At 54.5% G+C, this 14,037-nt stretch carries 11 protein-coding genes; 9 read left to right on the top strand and 2 right to left on the bottom strand.

The window, feature by feature from the left end; all coding sequences use genetic code 11:
* The first annotated feature begins 43 nt into the window (after nt 1-43).
* The 6 genes from atpG (at nt 44) to EPE01S_RS07960 (ending at nt 8,102) form a co-directional block, all read left to right on the top strand.
* Nucleotides 44-913 carry a F0F1 ATP synthase subunit gamma gene (atpG, locus tag EPE01S_RS07985; RefSeq protein WP_062744103.1) on the top strand — a complete coding sequence of 290 codons (870 nt, stop codon included), beginning with the start codon at nt 44-46 and terminating at the stop codon, nt 911-913.
* A gap of 63 nt (nt 914-976) precedes the next feature.
* A complete protein-coding gene (atpD, locus tag EPE01S_RS07980) occupies nt 977-2,359 on the top strand; it encodes a F0F1 ATP synthase subunit beta (RefSeq protein ID WP_062744102.1) in 1,383 nt (460 codons plus the stop codon).
* A gap of 24 nt (nt 2,360-2,383) precedes the next feature.
* Nucleotides 2,384-2,803, top strand: coding sequence for a F0F1 ATP synthase subunit epsilon (locus EPE01S_RS07975; RefSeq protein WP_062744101.1), 420 nt, complete (start codon nt 2,384-2,386; stop codon nt 2,801-2,803).
* A 374-nt stretch (nt 2,804-3,177) separates the two neighbouring features.
* Complete coding sequence (gene glmU, locus EPE01S_RS07970; RefSeq protein ID WP_062744100.1) at nt 3,178-4,548, top strand: bifunctional UDP-N-acetylglucosamine diphosphorylase/glucosamine-1-phosphate N-acetyltransferase GlmU; 1,371 nt, start codon at nt 3,178-3,180, stop codon at nt 4,546-4,548.
* 268 nt (nt 4,549-4,816) lie between these two features.
* Complete coding sequence (gene glmS, locus EPE01S_RS07965) at nt 4,817-6,646, top strand: glutamine--fructose-6-phosphate transaminase (isomerizing) (RefSeq protein WP_062744099.1); 1,830 nt, start codon at nt 4,817-4,819, stop codon at nt 6,644-6,646.
* A gap of 136 nt (nt 6,647-6,782) precedes the next feature.
* Nucleotides 6,783-8,102 carry a serine hydrolase domain-containing protein gene (locus EPE01S_RS07960; protein WP_062744098.1) on the top strand — a complete coding sequence of 440 codons (1,320 nt, stop codon included), beginning with the start codon at nt 6,783-6,785 and terminating at the stop codon, nt 8,100-8,102.
* A 104-nt stretch (nt 8,103-8,206) separates the two neighbouring features.
* On the opposite strand, the gene mdlD is transcribed toward EPE01S_RS07960, so the two are convergent.
* Nucleotides 8,207-9,523, bottom strand: a complete 1,317-nt coding sequence (mdlD, locus tag EPE01S_RS07955) for an NAD(P)-dependent benzaldehyde dehydrogenase MdlD (RefSeq protein ID WP_062744097.1) — start codon at nt 9,521-9,523, stop codon at nt 8,207-8,209.
* Between the two features lie 13 nt (nt 9,524-9,536).
* A complete protein-coding gene (locus EPE01S_RS07950; protein WP_062744096.1) occupies nt 9,537-10,652 on the bottom strand; it encodes an NAD(P)-dependent alcohol dehydrogenase in 1,116 nt (371 codons plus the stop codon).
* 387 nt (nt 10,653-11,039) lie between these two features.
* Here EPE01S_RS07950 and pstS point away from each other — a divergent pair, with 387 nt between their 5' ends.
* From pstS to pstA, 3 genes are all read left to right on the top strand, one after another.
* Nucleotides 11,040-12,080: a phosphate ABC transporter substrate-binding protein PstS gene (gene pstS, locus EPE01S_RS07945; protein ID WP_062744095.1), complete on the top strand. Its 1,041-nt coding sequence runs from the start codon at nt 11,040-11,042 to the stop codon at nt 12,078-12,080.
* A 99-nt stretch (nt 12,081-12,179) separates the two neighbouring features.
* The gene (gene pstC / locus EPE01S_RS07940; RefSeq protein WP_062744094.1) at nt 12,180-13,142 is read left to right on the top strand and encodes a phosphate ABC transporter permease PstC; all 963 of its coding nucleotides are present in this window, start codon (nt 12,180-12,182) and stop codon (nt 13,140-13,142) included.
* Nucleotides 13,139-14,026 carry a phosphate ABC transporter permease PstA gene (gene pstA, locus EPE01S_RS07935; RefSeq protein ID WP_062744093.1) on the top strand — a complete coding sequence of 296 codons (888 nt, stop codon included), beginning with the start codon at nt 13,139-13,141 and terminating at the stop codon, nt 14,024-14,026. The genes pstC and pstA overlap by 4 nt, the downstream gene beginning before the upstream one ends.
* Nucleotides 14,027-14,037 lie beyond the last annotated feature (11 nt).

The raw sequence follows: 14,037 nt of genomic DNA, 5'->3' as shown, positions 1-14,037 counted from the left end.
CTGTCCTTTCGGGGGCAGGCCGCAAGGCTTTGAGGAGAAGCTTATGGCCGGCGCAAAAGAGATACGTAGTAAGATCGGCAGCGTGCAAAACACGCAGAAGATCACCAAAGCGATGGAAATGGTCGCCGCCTCCAAAATGCGTAAATCGCAAGAACGCATGGCGGCCAGCCGTCCTTATGCAGAGACCATGCGCAAAGTGATTGGTCACATTGCGTTAGGTAATCTGGAATACAAGCACCCATACCTGGAAGAGCGTGACGTTAAACGCGTTGGCTATCTGGTCGTATCTACCGACCGCGGGCTGTGTGGTGGTTTGAACATTAACCTGTTCAAAAAAGTGCTGGCGGATATGAAAGCCTGGGCTGATAAAGGCGTCGAGAGCGATCTGGCGATTATTGGTTCTAAAGGTCTGTCATTCTTCAGTTCTGTCGGTGGCAACATTGTTGCTCAGGTAAACGGTATGGGCGATAAACCTGCCCTGTCTGACCTGATTGGTCCGGTCAAAGTGATGCTGCAAGCTTACGATGAAGGCCGTCTCGACAAGCTGTTCATTGTCAGCAACAAATTTATCAACACCATGTCTCAGTCTCCACAGATCGTACAGCTGCTGCCGTTACCGCCAGCAGATGATGCGGAAGGCGTTGTGAAGAAGAGTACCTGGGATTATCTGTATGAACCCGATCCGAAAGCGCTGCTGGACACATTACTGCGTCGCTACGTCGAGTCTCAGGTTTACCAGGGTGTTGTTGAAAACCTGGCCAGCGAGCAGGCCGCGCGAATGGTGGCGATGAAAGCCGCGACCGATAACGGCGGAAACCTGATCAAAGAGCTGCAGTTGGTATACAACAAGGCTCGTCAGGCCAGCATCACCCAGGAACTTACCGAGATTGTCGGTGGGGCCTCCGCGGTTTAACCAGGTATACCCTGCTGCGTTGCATGCGGGCGGGGTATAAACGAATTAGGTAGAGGATTCAAGATGGCTACTGGAAAGATTGTCCAGGTAATCGGCGCCGTAGTTGACGTCGAATTCCCTCAGGACGCAGTACCACAAGTGTACAGCGCCCTTGAGGTTAAAAATGGTGATGTTCGTCTGGTGCTGGAAGTTCAGCAGCAGCTGGGCGGCGGCGTGGTTCGTACCATCGCCATGGGTTCTTCCGATGGCCTGAAGCGTGGCCTGGAAACGGTTGACCTGAAGCACCCGATCGAAGTACCTGTTGGTGTGGCAACACTGGGCCGTATCATGAACGTGCTGGGTGAGCCAATCGATATGAAAGGCGACATCGGCGAAGAAGAGCGTTGGGCAATTCACCGCGCAGCACCTTCATACGAAGATCAGTCTAACTCGCAGGAACTGCTGGAAACCGGCATCAAGGTTATCGACCTGATGTGTCCGTTTGCCAAAGGCGGTAAAGTGGGACTGTTCGGTGGTGCGGGTGTGGGTAAAACCGTAAACATGATGGAGCTGATCCGTAACATTGCGGCAGAGCACTCAGGTTTCTCGGTATTTGCGGGCGTAGGTGAGCGTACTCGTGAGGGTAACGACTTCTACCACGAAATGACCGACTCCAACGTTATCGATAAAGTGTCCCTGGTCTATGGCCAGATGAACGAGCCACCAGGAAACCGTCTGCGCGTTGCGCTGACCGGCCTGACTATGGCTGAGAAGTTCCGTGACGAAGGTCGTGACGTGCTTCTGTTCATCGATAACATCTATCGTTACACCCTGGCCGGTACGGAAGTCTCCGCTCTGCTGGGTCGTATGCCTTCTGCGGTAGGTTATCAGCCAACGCTGGCGGAAGAGATGGGCGTTCTGCAGGAACGTATCACCTCAACCAAAACCGGTTCAATCACTTCTGTACAGGCCGTTTACGTCCCTGCGGATGACTTGACTGACCCGTCACCAGCCACCACCTTTGCGCACCTTGATGCAACCGTGGTACTGAGCCGTCAGATCGCTTCCCTGGGTATCTACCCGGCGGTTGACCCACTGGATTCTACCAGCCGTCAGCTGGATCCACTGGTTGTTGGTCAGGAACACTATGACACTGCACGTGGCGTTCAGTCACTGCTGCAGCGTTATCAGGAACTGAAAGACATCATTGCCATCCTGGGTATGGACGAACTGTCAGAAGAAGACAAACTGGTGGTAGCACGCTCTCGTAAGATGCAGCGCTTCCTGTCCCAGCCGTTCTTCGTGGCAGAAGTCTTCACCGGTTCACCGGGCAAATACGTGTCGCTGAAAGATACCATCCGTGGCTTTAAAGGCATCATGGAAGGTGAATTCGACCATATGCCAGAGCAGGCTTTCTACATGGTGGGTTCTATCGAAGAAGCCGTGGAAAAAGCGAAGAAACTGTAATTCTGGTTTCTCAGGAGGTTAACAATGGCTATGACTTTTCACCTGGACGTTGTCAGCGCAGAACTGCAAATGTTCACAGGCACTGTGCAGAGCATCCAGGTTTCAGGTAGCGAAGGTGAGTTGGGTATTCGTCCAAACCACGCCCCGCTTCTGACCGCCATTAAGCCTGGTATGATTCGCATCGTTAAGCAGCACGGCGACGAAGAGGTGATTTATCTCTCTGGCGGCGTACTGGAAGTGCAGCCTGGCGCGGTCACCGTGCTGGCTGACACAGCGATCCGCGGCAGCGATCTTGATGAAGCTCGCGCGCTGGAAGCGAAACGCAAAGCCGAAGAGCATATGAACAGCTCTCACGGTGACGTTGACTTCGCTATGGCGTCTGCGGAACTGGCTAAAGCGATCGCCAAACTGCGTGTGATCGAGTTAACCCGTAAAGCGATGTAATTCAGGTTTAAACAGTAAAATGCCAGTCAGGAAACTGACTGGCATTTTTTTATGCTTCACCTCAGCCATCCGTAGTCGTAAGTTTCCCTGCGATAGACTCGTCGGACATGTCACCATCGCCAGACCCCCTTACCTCCTGAACCGCATCAGACCATGAGGCTAGCCATGCAGGAATCGAAGCCTCCTTTTTTTACGCCGCGCCTGTTCGGTTTAGTACTGCAGAACCGGAGCGATGAATTTGAAAAGTCCCCTTTTATACGGCGAAAAAACTGCACTGAGAGCGGCGGTTAAAGATGTTTTTTGCCGAAAAATATGTAGTAATTACGCCCTTAAACCGCTTAACTTCGTTTAACTCAGAATTAGTCAGGATGTCTATGTCAAACCGCCCGATGAGCGTGGTGATCCTTGCCGCCGGTAAAGGAACCCGAATGTATTCCGAACTGCCAAAAGTGTTGCACGAGCTGGCAGGCAAACCGATGGTTCAGCACGTGATTGATGCGGCAAAAGCACTTCATGCGCAGCGCATCAATCTGGTTTATGGCCACGGGGGAGATCTTCTGAAAAGCACCCTCAATGATGATTCGCTTAACTGGGTGCTTCAGGCAGAGCAGTTGGGCACCGGCCATGCTATGCAGCAGGCTGCGCCCTGTTTTGCCGATGACGAAGACATCCTGATGCTGTATGGCGATGTACCGTTGATCTCTGTAGAGACGCTGAGTCGTTTACAGATGGCGAAGCCAGAGGGCGGCATTGGCCTGCTGACGGTGATCCTCGATAACCCAACCGGTTACGGGCGTATCATTCGTGAACAGGGTCAGGTCGTGGGCATCGTTGAACATAAGGATGCTACGCCAGACCAGATGCTCATCACTGAGATTAATTCCGGCATCCTGGTGGCCAATGGTGCCGATCTTAAACGCTGGCTCGGTAAGCTGAACAACAATAACGCCCAGGGTGAATATTATATCACCGATATTATTGCCCTTGCCCATCAGGAAGGCCGGCAGATTAATGCGGTGCATCCCTCACGCGCGACGGAAACTGACGGCGTGAACAACCGCTTACAGCTGGCGACGCTGGAGCGTGTTTACCAGGCCGCGCAGGCAGAGAAGTTGCTGCTGGCCGGTGTAATGCTGCGGGATCCGGCGCGCTTCGATCTGCGGGGTGAGCTGGTGCATGGGCGTGACGTCATTATCGACACCAATGTCATTATTGAAGGCAACGTGACGCTGGGCGATCGCGTCATTATCGGCAGCGGCTGCGTGATTAAAAACAGCGTGATTGCTGATGACAGCGTGATCAGCCCTTACAGCGTCATTGAAGATGCGCAGCTGGCTCCGTGCTGTACCGTCGGGCCATTTGCCCGCCTGCGTCCGGGCAGTGAGCTGGCCGAAGGGGCACACGTCGGTAATTTCGTTGAGATGAAAAAAGCCCGGTTGGGCAAAGGTTCGAAAGCGGGCCATCTGAGCTATCTTGGAGATGCTGAGATTGGGGCAAACGTCAATATCGGTGCCGGTACCATTACCTGCAATTACGACGGCGTGAATAAATCGAAAACGATTATCGGTGATGATGTGTTTGTCGGCTCGGATACCCAGCTGATTGCCCCGGTGACCGTGGCGGCGGGCGCCACCATTGCCGCCGGTACGACCATAATGAAAAATGTCCCGGCAGCAGGCCTGGTGTACAACCGTAAAGAGCAACAGCTGAATACCGGCTGGCAGCGCCCGGAAAAGAAAAAATAAGTTTTCATCAGGCTGAACACGATTTCAGCCGGTAAAAAGCAGTAAATATAAAAATAATCCCCACTCTACAAGGCTCGGGGAACCGGAATAACGCGTCATCCTTCAGGCCGCACAGGCGCTGACTGCGCCCGTTTTCTCAGGCACAGGATCTTCTGTGCTGCAGGGACGTCACGAACGTGCCGCCTGAATGAATGAGCGTATTACCGGAATATTCAGGTCAGAAGACAACGCTGATGCCGCTGAACGGCATCATGTCAGGAAATTAACTATGTGTGGAATTGTTGGTGCTGTAGCGCAGCGTGATATTGCGGAAATCCTGCTTGAAGGGTTGCGTCGTCTGGAGTATCGGGGCTATGACTCTGCGGGTCTGGCCGTGGTTGATCATCAAGGGCATGCCACCCGCCTTCGTCGTCTGGGTAAGGTTCAGAACCTTGCTGAAGCGGCAGAAACCACCGCGCTGGTGGGAGGCACGGGTATTGCGCATACCCGCTGGGCTACGCATGGAGAGCCATCGGAAGCGAATGCGCATCCGCATATCTCTGAGCAGATCATCGTTGTCCACAACGGGATTATTGAGAATCATGAACCGCTGCGCGAGCAGCTTATCGCCCGGGGTTATACCTTCGCTTCCGAAACTGACACCGAAGTGGTGGCACATCTGGTTCACTGGGAGCAGAAGCAGGGCGGCTCACTGCGTGAGGTTGTGCAGCGTGTGATCCCTGCACTGCGCGGCGCATACGGCATGGTTATTATGGACAGCCGCGATCCGTCGACGGTTGTGGCGGCCCGCTCCGGCAGCCCGCTGGTCATTGGCCGTGGCGTGGGTGAAAACTTTATTGCTTCTGACCAGCTGGCGTTACTGCCGGTTACCCGCCGCTTTGTCTACCTGGAAGAGGGCGACATTGCTGAAATTACCCGCCGTGATGTGACTATCTTCGACCGTAGCGGCACGCAGGTGAAACGCGCAGAGATCGAGTCTAACGCACAGTATGACGCCGGTGACAAAGGCGTTTACCGTCACTACATGCAGAAAGAAATCTACGAACAGCCGGTCGCCATTAAAAATACCCTGAGCGGTCGCTTCAGCCACGGCGAAGTTGACCTTTCCGAGCTGGGGCCGCAGGCGGATACCCTGCTGGCAAACGTTGAGCATATTCAGATCGTTGCCTGTGGCACTTCCTACAATTCCGGTATGGTTTCGCGTTACTGGTTTGAGTCACTGGCAAACGTACCCTGCGATGTCGAGATTGCTTCTGAATTCCGTTATCGCAAATCTGCGGTGCGTAAAAACAGTCTGCTGATCACCCTTTCTCAGTCGGGAGAAACGGCGGATACGCTGGCGGCACTGCGTCTGTCGAAAGAGCTGGGATACCTGGGCTCACTGGCCATCTGTAACGTGGCCGGCTCATCACTGGTGCGTGAGTCAGACCTGGCGCTGATGACTAAAGCGGGCACCGAAATTGGCGTCGCCTCCACCAAAGCGTTCACCACGCAACTGACCGTACTGCTGATGCTGGTGGCGAAAATCGGTCGTCTGAAAGGCGTTGACCCGCAGGTGGAACACGACATTGTCCACTCCCTGCAGGCCTTGCCAAGCCGCATCGAGCAGATGTTGTCGCAGGATGAGCTGATTGCTTCGCTGGCGGAAGATTTCTCTGACAAGCATCATGCGTTGTTCCTGGGCCGTGGCGATCAGTATCCAATCGCGATGGAAGGGGCGCTGAAGCTGAAGGAGATCTCCTATATTCATGCGGAAGCTTACGCAGCCGGTGAACTGAAGCACGGGCCGCTGGCACTGATCGATGCCGATATGCCGGTGATTGTGGTGGCACCGAACAATGAGCTGCTGGAAAAACTGAAATCAAATATCGAAGAGGTGCGTGCCCGTGGTGGCCTGCTTTATGTCTTCGCCGATATTGATGCCGGTTTTGCTAACAGCGAAGGGATGAGGATTATTCCGCTGCCGCATGTCGAAGAGGTTATCGCACCTATTTTTTATACCGTGCCGTTGCAGCTACTGTCCTATCACGTTGCCCTGATCAAAGGCACCGACGTCGATCAGCCGCGTAACCTGGCGAAATCCGTTACGGTAGAATAATCCGGCGTTCAGTACCGCTACCCCGCACAGCAGTCCGGCATTACTGTAACAAACAGTATGCCGGACTTTTTTTGTCCAAATATCCTTATTCGCTTTCTTTAAGATGAACGCTCACATCTGATGTTAAGGGAACAGGATGAAAAAGATGAAAACCGGATTATGTCTGATCACGCTCTGTCTGGTCGCTCAGGGGGTGGCGGGATCCACGTCTGCTGCCAGCTGCCCGGTGCCGCTGACCACCTGCCCAACGCCACTGGATAAAAACCTCCCCGACGTAAAAAACATGCTTACCTGGACGCCTGAGGAGCGTGTTATCGGTTTTCGTAACGACTATCGCTCCTATCCTGGCGATATTTTCAGAGCGGGTAAACCCGTCCCCCTTCCCGTCGTTCACCATGCTCTTTCACGCGTGGCCTATGAATATCAGGGGCACAAATACACGTTGTTAAACTACCTTCACCGTAACAACGTGACCGGCTTCATGGTCATTAAAAACGGTCACATCGTCTGGGACCATTACGACAAGGGCAATACAAAAACCACCCTCTGGACGTCACGCTCGGTCGGTAAATCGGTCGTATCGACGCTGGTGGGCATTGCCCTGAAGCGGGGACAAATAGCCTCACTGGATGATGAGGCCGGTAAATACAACCCTGCTGTGCGGGGGACGGCGTGGGAACATGTACCCTTGCGCAGCCTGTTGCAACATACCTCCGGTGTGACATGGAACGAAGATTATACCGACCCGACCTCTGATTTTGCCCGGCTGACGCAGTGTGAAGCAGGCAAGGATACCTATGCGTGCGTCAGTAAGCTGATACTGGATCCTCAGCGGAAGGCCTATGCCAGACCTGGCGTGATCTGGTCTTACTCGTCTGGCGGCGCCTGGGTATTAGGCGACACGCTGGAAAAAGCCACTGGTGAAACGCTGGCCCGCTATCTGCAGGATACTATCTGGCAGCCTTACGGCATGGTGAATGATGGCGTCTGGCACAGCTACCTGCCGGGTAAACATGACGTCGGCGCTCACGGGTTTAATGCCACTCTCGAAGACTGGGGCAAGTTTGGGCTGTTCGTGATGAACGATGGTGTTCTGCCTGATGGCACCAGGACCCTGCCCGATGGCTGGGTAAAAGAGGCTACTCGCTGGACCCGTGCGCAAAACTCAGTGACACCCGATTATCCTCACGGACAGTTCGGTTTCCAGTGGTGGAACAGCAGCGTACCGCTGGACACCAAAAAAGCGCGTCCTGTGGAGGGGTTAACCCGCGATAAGGCGCTGTCGGCTGAGGGGATTTATGGTCAGATGATCGCCATCGATCGGCAGCAGAAACTGGTGATTGTGCAGTGGTCGACCTGGCCTCAGGCCGAGCCTGCAGCAAATAAGCAGCCGCTCGAAGCCTCTTTGATGTTTAATGCGATTGCGAATGCGCTGGCAGAACATAATGTTAACTAGCCTGACGGGAAAAAGCGGTCAGGCATCGGTAATACGCGTCTTCGGGTGACGTGACCGGGCTTGAGTGCGGGATGGCAAGGCAGACGGATACGCTGCCTCTTTCGCTATCCTGTTTTTTTTACGCGTAATGACTTCGGATGCGTAAAGGCCTGGTAAGAATACTCCCCATGATAACAGCCCATCCCGGAGACACCCACGCCGCCAAAAGGCAGATAAGGCGAAGCCGCATGAAGCAGCAGCGCGTTGATCCCGGCATCTCCCGACGGGATGGTGTCAATGAGGGCACGGGCGCGGTCAGTGTCGCGGGAAAAAACATAGGCTGCCAGCGGCTGTGGATGATAAGTATTAATAAGTGTCGCAATCTCCTGCTCGCTGTCGAAAGTCAGTACGGGAAAGATCGGACCAAATAACTCCTGCTGCATGGTGCTGTCGTGAAAGCTGACATTGTCCACGATAGCGGCGCCAAAAAAGCGCTGTGCCTTATCCGATGCTCCGCGCCAGACAATCTTTCCGTCGCTGCTGGCGAGGATTTTTTCCAGGCGTGTGTAAGCCGCGTTGGAAACTATCCTGCCGTGGCTGCCAGCCACACCAAACCTGCTATTTAGCGCCGTGCACAGTTGACTGACGATTTGTGGTTTAATCCGCCTGTCGATATAAAGATAATCCGGGGCCACGCAGGTTTGACCACTGTTGATCATCTTACTGGCGACCAGCTCGGCCACCACTACTTCCGGGTCGGCATCCTCCAGCACAATCGCCGGACATTTACCGCCCATTTCCAGCAGTACCGGGGTGAGATGCTTCGCCGCGGCGGCCATCACGACTTTTCCCACCAGTGGGCTGCCGGTGAAGAAAATCAGGTTAAACGGCAGCGTAAGCAGAAACTCATTTTCTTCTTTTGCCCCCTGGCAGACGTGGATATAGTCTGGTTCAAAGGTTCTGTTGATGATTTTCTCAATCACCGCAGAGGCGGCGGGCGTGGCTTCAGAGGGCTTGATAATAGCGGTGTTGCCGCCGACAATAGCCCCAATCAGCGGACAAACGCTAAGGAACAGGGGGTAGTTAAACGGCCCGATGATATAGTTAACACCATACCCCTCCCGCGTAATATAGCTTTCACTGTTGCCCAGTGATGGTGGGGTCGGTACCTTTTTCTCGACGGACCACTCATCAAGATGGCTGATGGCGTAATTGATTTCATTCATCAGCGGGGCGATTTCAGCCTGTTCCACGCCCGCTTCGCTGCGGCCGAGATCGGCCCACATCGCCCGGTAAATCTCCTCTTTGTGGCCCAGTAGCGCGTTTTTTAATTTACCCAGCTGGTTTTTTTTAAACGTATTATCCCGGGTGATGCCGGATAAAAAGAGGGTTTTCTGCCGGTGAAAAATCTCGAGTAACGCTCCCTTCTCTTTCGACTCCATTGCGCCTGCTCCTTTATATCCGGTAGCTTTTATCGACGATCAGCACGGGCTTGATGGTGACGCCGCTGGCGGAGTCCGCTCTTGCCTGATTGATGTCTGCAAGGTCATAGAATTTCACTAACTTCTCAAACGGGAACTCCCCACGCTGATGCCACTCAATCAACTGCGGTACGGAAACCTGAGGAATGGCATTGCCCATGAGAATGCCGACGACACGTTTGCCGGAGGCGACCAGGCTGCGCATCGGATTAAAGGTTAAATCGTGGCGCGTGACGGCCAGCGGGGCCAGCGTACCGCCCGTCGCCAGCGCATCCAGCGCACTTTTCATCACCGCAGACAGGCCGGTGGTGTCGATGGCGTAATTGACACCCTTGTCCTGGGTGAGGCTGGCAATGGCGCTGACCACCTCGCTTTGGCTGCTGTTAATGGTATCGGTCGCACCCAGTTCGCGCGCCAGCGACAGGCGGGGATCATGGATATCAATCGCAATGATGTGCCGGCATCCGGCAATTTTTGCCGCCATGATCGCCGCCATACCGACAGCCCCGGTACCAAAGACAGCAATGTCAGAACCGGGCTGCGGTTTCAGTCCGTTGAATACCGTCGATGAACCCGTTAACAACCCACAACCCAGCGGTGCCATCAGACGCAGGTCTGCCGTTTTATCCACGACGATCAGGTTGTTGAGGCGGGTATGGCAATGGGTGGCAAAAGAGGACTGGGAGAACATCGTAGACACCTTCTCCCCATCGGGCTTCAGCAGCACGGCGCTGCCGTCATGGCGGAACCCTCCGGCGTTCATCATTCCCCAATCCTGGCAGCGAGAGGGTTGGCCCTGACGACACTGAGCGCAGCCACCGCAGTAAGCGTAAGACATAACGACGTGATCGCCCGCGTTAATCCCTTTCACCGATCGCCCCACCTCCTCAACGATCCCTGAACCTTCGTGGCCAAGTACGCCCGGAAAAAAATGTTCTTCATCACCCACGCGCAGCGCTTCGTCGGAATGACAGATCCCGGAGGCGACGACTTTTACCCGCACCTCATCGTCGCGTAAGGCCGTCAGCTCCAACGTCTCCAGCTGGTAGGGGGCATTGACGTGGTTGATGACCGCAGCCGTTATTTTCATGGTGGTTATCTCCTGTCCTGTGGAAGGGAAAAAGTAGCACCATGAAAAACCAGCGCAGCGGCAGGAAGTGTGATCGCATTAAAAGCCTGATGCGGGCGCGGGGAAGCCATCTTGTGATGAGGGAATACCGGTGGGGTGTGTCACAAAAGTGTCATATTTCGTACATTTTACTGTCACCAAACTGTCCTATTTTGCCTCCAGCAGCAATCATAATTATATCCTTCATACTTCAAGCTGCAGGTGCGTTGGCTACATTCGCTCACCCGAATCACTTACAACAGTAAGCTCATCGGGATTCGCTCATTTGTCGCCGGCCTGCAACCCGAATTATTTTGGCTATAGATAAACACGGCAACTGGCCTGACTTTTTAATCCCGTGGAGGGAACATGACACTGATGCACAAAACCCTGGCTCAATTCGTCGCAGTAACCCTGTCTCTCAGCGCCGTTTCTGCCATGGCCGCTACCAATCTCACTGGCGCAGGCGGGACATTCCCGGCACCGGTGTACAATAAGTGGGCAGCAGAGTACAACACCGCGACGGGTAGCCAGGTTAACTATCAGGGTATCGGTTCTTCCGGCGGCGTTAAGCAGATTATTGCTAAAACCGTAGATTTCGGTGCTTCAGATGCACCGATGAAAGACGAAGATTTAGAAAAAAATGGCCTGTTCCAGTTTCCGACAGTTATTGGCGGGGTGGTACTGGCGGTTAATATTCCTGGTATCAAATCTGGACAGCTGACCCTGGACGGCAAGACTGTGGGTGATATCTATCTGGGCACCATTAAAAAGTGGAATGACCCGGCGATCACCAAGCTGAACCCGGGTGTGAAACTGCCTGATTCCAACATCAACGTGGTACGCCGCGCTGACGGTTCCGGTACATCATTCGTGTTTACCAGCTACCTGTCTAAAGTGAACAGTGACTGGAGCAGCAAGGTCGGTAAAGGCAGCACCGTTAACTGGCCAACCGGTCTGGGCGGCAAGGGTAACGACGGCGTGGCCGCCTTCGTTCAGCGTCTACCGGGCTCCATCGGTTACGTAGAGTACGCTTACGCTAAACAAAACAGCCTGGCGTACACCAAGCTGGTGGATGCGGATGGCAAAGCCATTGAGCCAGGTGAGAAGAGCTTTAGCGACGCAGCGAAAGGGGCTGACTGGAGCAAGTCATTTGCTCAGGACCTGACCTTCCAGAAAGGCGACAATGCGTGGCCGATCACCTCCACGACCTTTATCCTGGTGCACAAAGAGCAGGCTAACGCTGAGAAAGGCGCTGCCGTACTGAAGTTCTTTGACTGGGCTTATAAAAACGGCGGCAAAACCACCGCGAGCCTGGACTATGCTTCCCTGCCTGATTCAGTGGTAGAGCAGATCCGTAGCGCCTGGAAAAAAGAAGTGAAAGACAGCTCTGGCAAAGCTCTGTACTAAGCCACGGCAGTAACGCACCACCGCAGGTGGTGCGTATGACCCCCATGGGCAGGTTAGCCTTGCCCGATACGTATCTGCAGTAACAGACTCGAGAATTCTATGGCTGAAACCAAGCCGGCATTCAAGGCCCCCGGAAAACAGGGTGACATCATCTTCGGCGCACTGGTCAAACTGGCTGCGCTGATCGTGCTGTTGCTGCTCGGCGGCATCATTGTCTCCCTGATCATCTCCTCGTGGCCGAGCATCCAGAAATTTGGCTTCTCGTTCCTGTGGAACAAAGAGTGGGATGCCCCTAACGAACAGTTTGGTGCGCTGGTGCCGATTTACGGCACCGTCGTGACCTCCATTATTGCCCTGCTTATCGCTGTCCCGGTGAGCTTCGGCATCGCCCTGTTCCTGACGGAACTTGCACCCAACTGGCTGCGTCGCCCGCTGGGCGTGGCGATTGAACTGCTGGCGGCGATCCCCAGTATTGTTTACGGCATGTGGGGCCTGTTTATCTTTGCTCCGCTGTTTGCCACCTACTTCCAGCAGCCGGTCGGTGACGTACTGGCTAACGTACCGATTGTTGGCACCCTGTTCTCCGGCCCGGCTTTTGGTATCGGGATTCTGGCCGCCGGGATTATCCTCGCGATTATGATTATCCCTTACATCGCCTCAGTGATGCGTGACGTATTCGAGCAGACGCCGGTCATGATGAAGGAGTCCGCTTACGGTATCGGCTGTACCACCTGGGAAGTGATGTGGCGTGTGGTACTGCCATTCACCAAAAATGGGGTGATTGGCGGCGTGATGCTGGGTCTGGGGCGTGCGCTGGGCGAAACGATGGCGGTGACCTTTATTATCGGTAACACCTACCAGCTCGACAGCGCATCGCTGTTTATGCCGGGCAACAGTATTACCTCTGCGCTGGCCAACGAATTTGCTGAAGCCGAGTCGGGTGTGCATACCGCTGCGCTGATGGAGCTGGGGCTGATCCTGTTTGTGATTACCTTTATCGTGCTGGCCTGTTCGAAACTGATGATCCTGCGCCTGGCGAAAAGTGAAGGAGCACGTTCATGACCACGATGGAATTACAGTCGCGTGACGAACTGTTAGCCTCACGCCGCAAAATGCAGGCGTGGCGCCGGATGAAAAACCGGATTGCCCTGACCCTGTCGTTACTGACCATGGCATTTGGTTTGTTCTGGCTGGTATGGATCCTGTTTTCAACCGTCACACGCGGTATTGATGGCATGACGATGTCGCTGTTCACCGAAAATACCCCGCCACCGAATACGGCAGGCGGTGGTCTGGCGAATGCCCTGGCGGGCAGCGGGCTGCTGATCTTCTGGTCAACGGCCGTCGGTACGCCACTGGGCATTATGGCGGGCATCTATCTGGCCGAATATGGCCGTAAATCCTGGCTGGCCGAAGTCACCCGCTTTATTAACGACATCCTGCTGTCTGCGCCGTCGATTGTGGTGGGGTTGTTTGTTTACACCATCGTGGTGGCACAGATGAAGCACTTCTCTGGCTGGGCCGGCGTGGTCGCTCTGGCACTGTTGCAGATCCCGATAGTTATCCGTACCACAGAAAACATGCTGAGACTGGTACCGGACAGCCTGCGTGAAGCAGCCTATGCACTGGGAACGCCGAAGTGGAAGATGATTTCAGCGATCACCCTGAAGGCGTCCGTGTCGGGCATCCTGACCGGTGTGCTGCTGGCGATTGCCCGCATTGCCGGGGAGACAGCGCCCCTGCTGTTTACCTCGCTGTCGAATCAGTTCTGGAGCACCGATATGATGCAGCCGCTGGCAAACCTGCCGGTGACCATCTTTAAATTCGCCATGAGCCCGTTTGCCGAATGGCAGAGTCTGGCCTGGGCGGGTGTGCTGATTATTACGCTGTGCGTACTGTTACTGAACATCCTGGCACGCGTGATCTTCGCCAAGAGCAAACATTAATTGAGCAGCGC

The sequence above is a fragment of the Erwinia persicina NBRC 102418 genome, assembly GCF_001571305.1.
Taxonomy (GTDB): Bacteria; Pseudomonadota; Gammaproteobacteria; order Enterobacterales; family Enterobacteriaceae; genus Erwinia; species Erwinia persicina.
The sequence above is the reverse complement of the archived record's forward strand: the minus strand, read 5'-3'. Positions and strand labels throughout refer to the sequence as shown.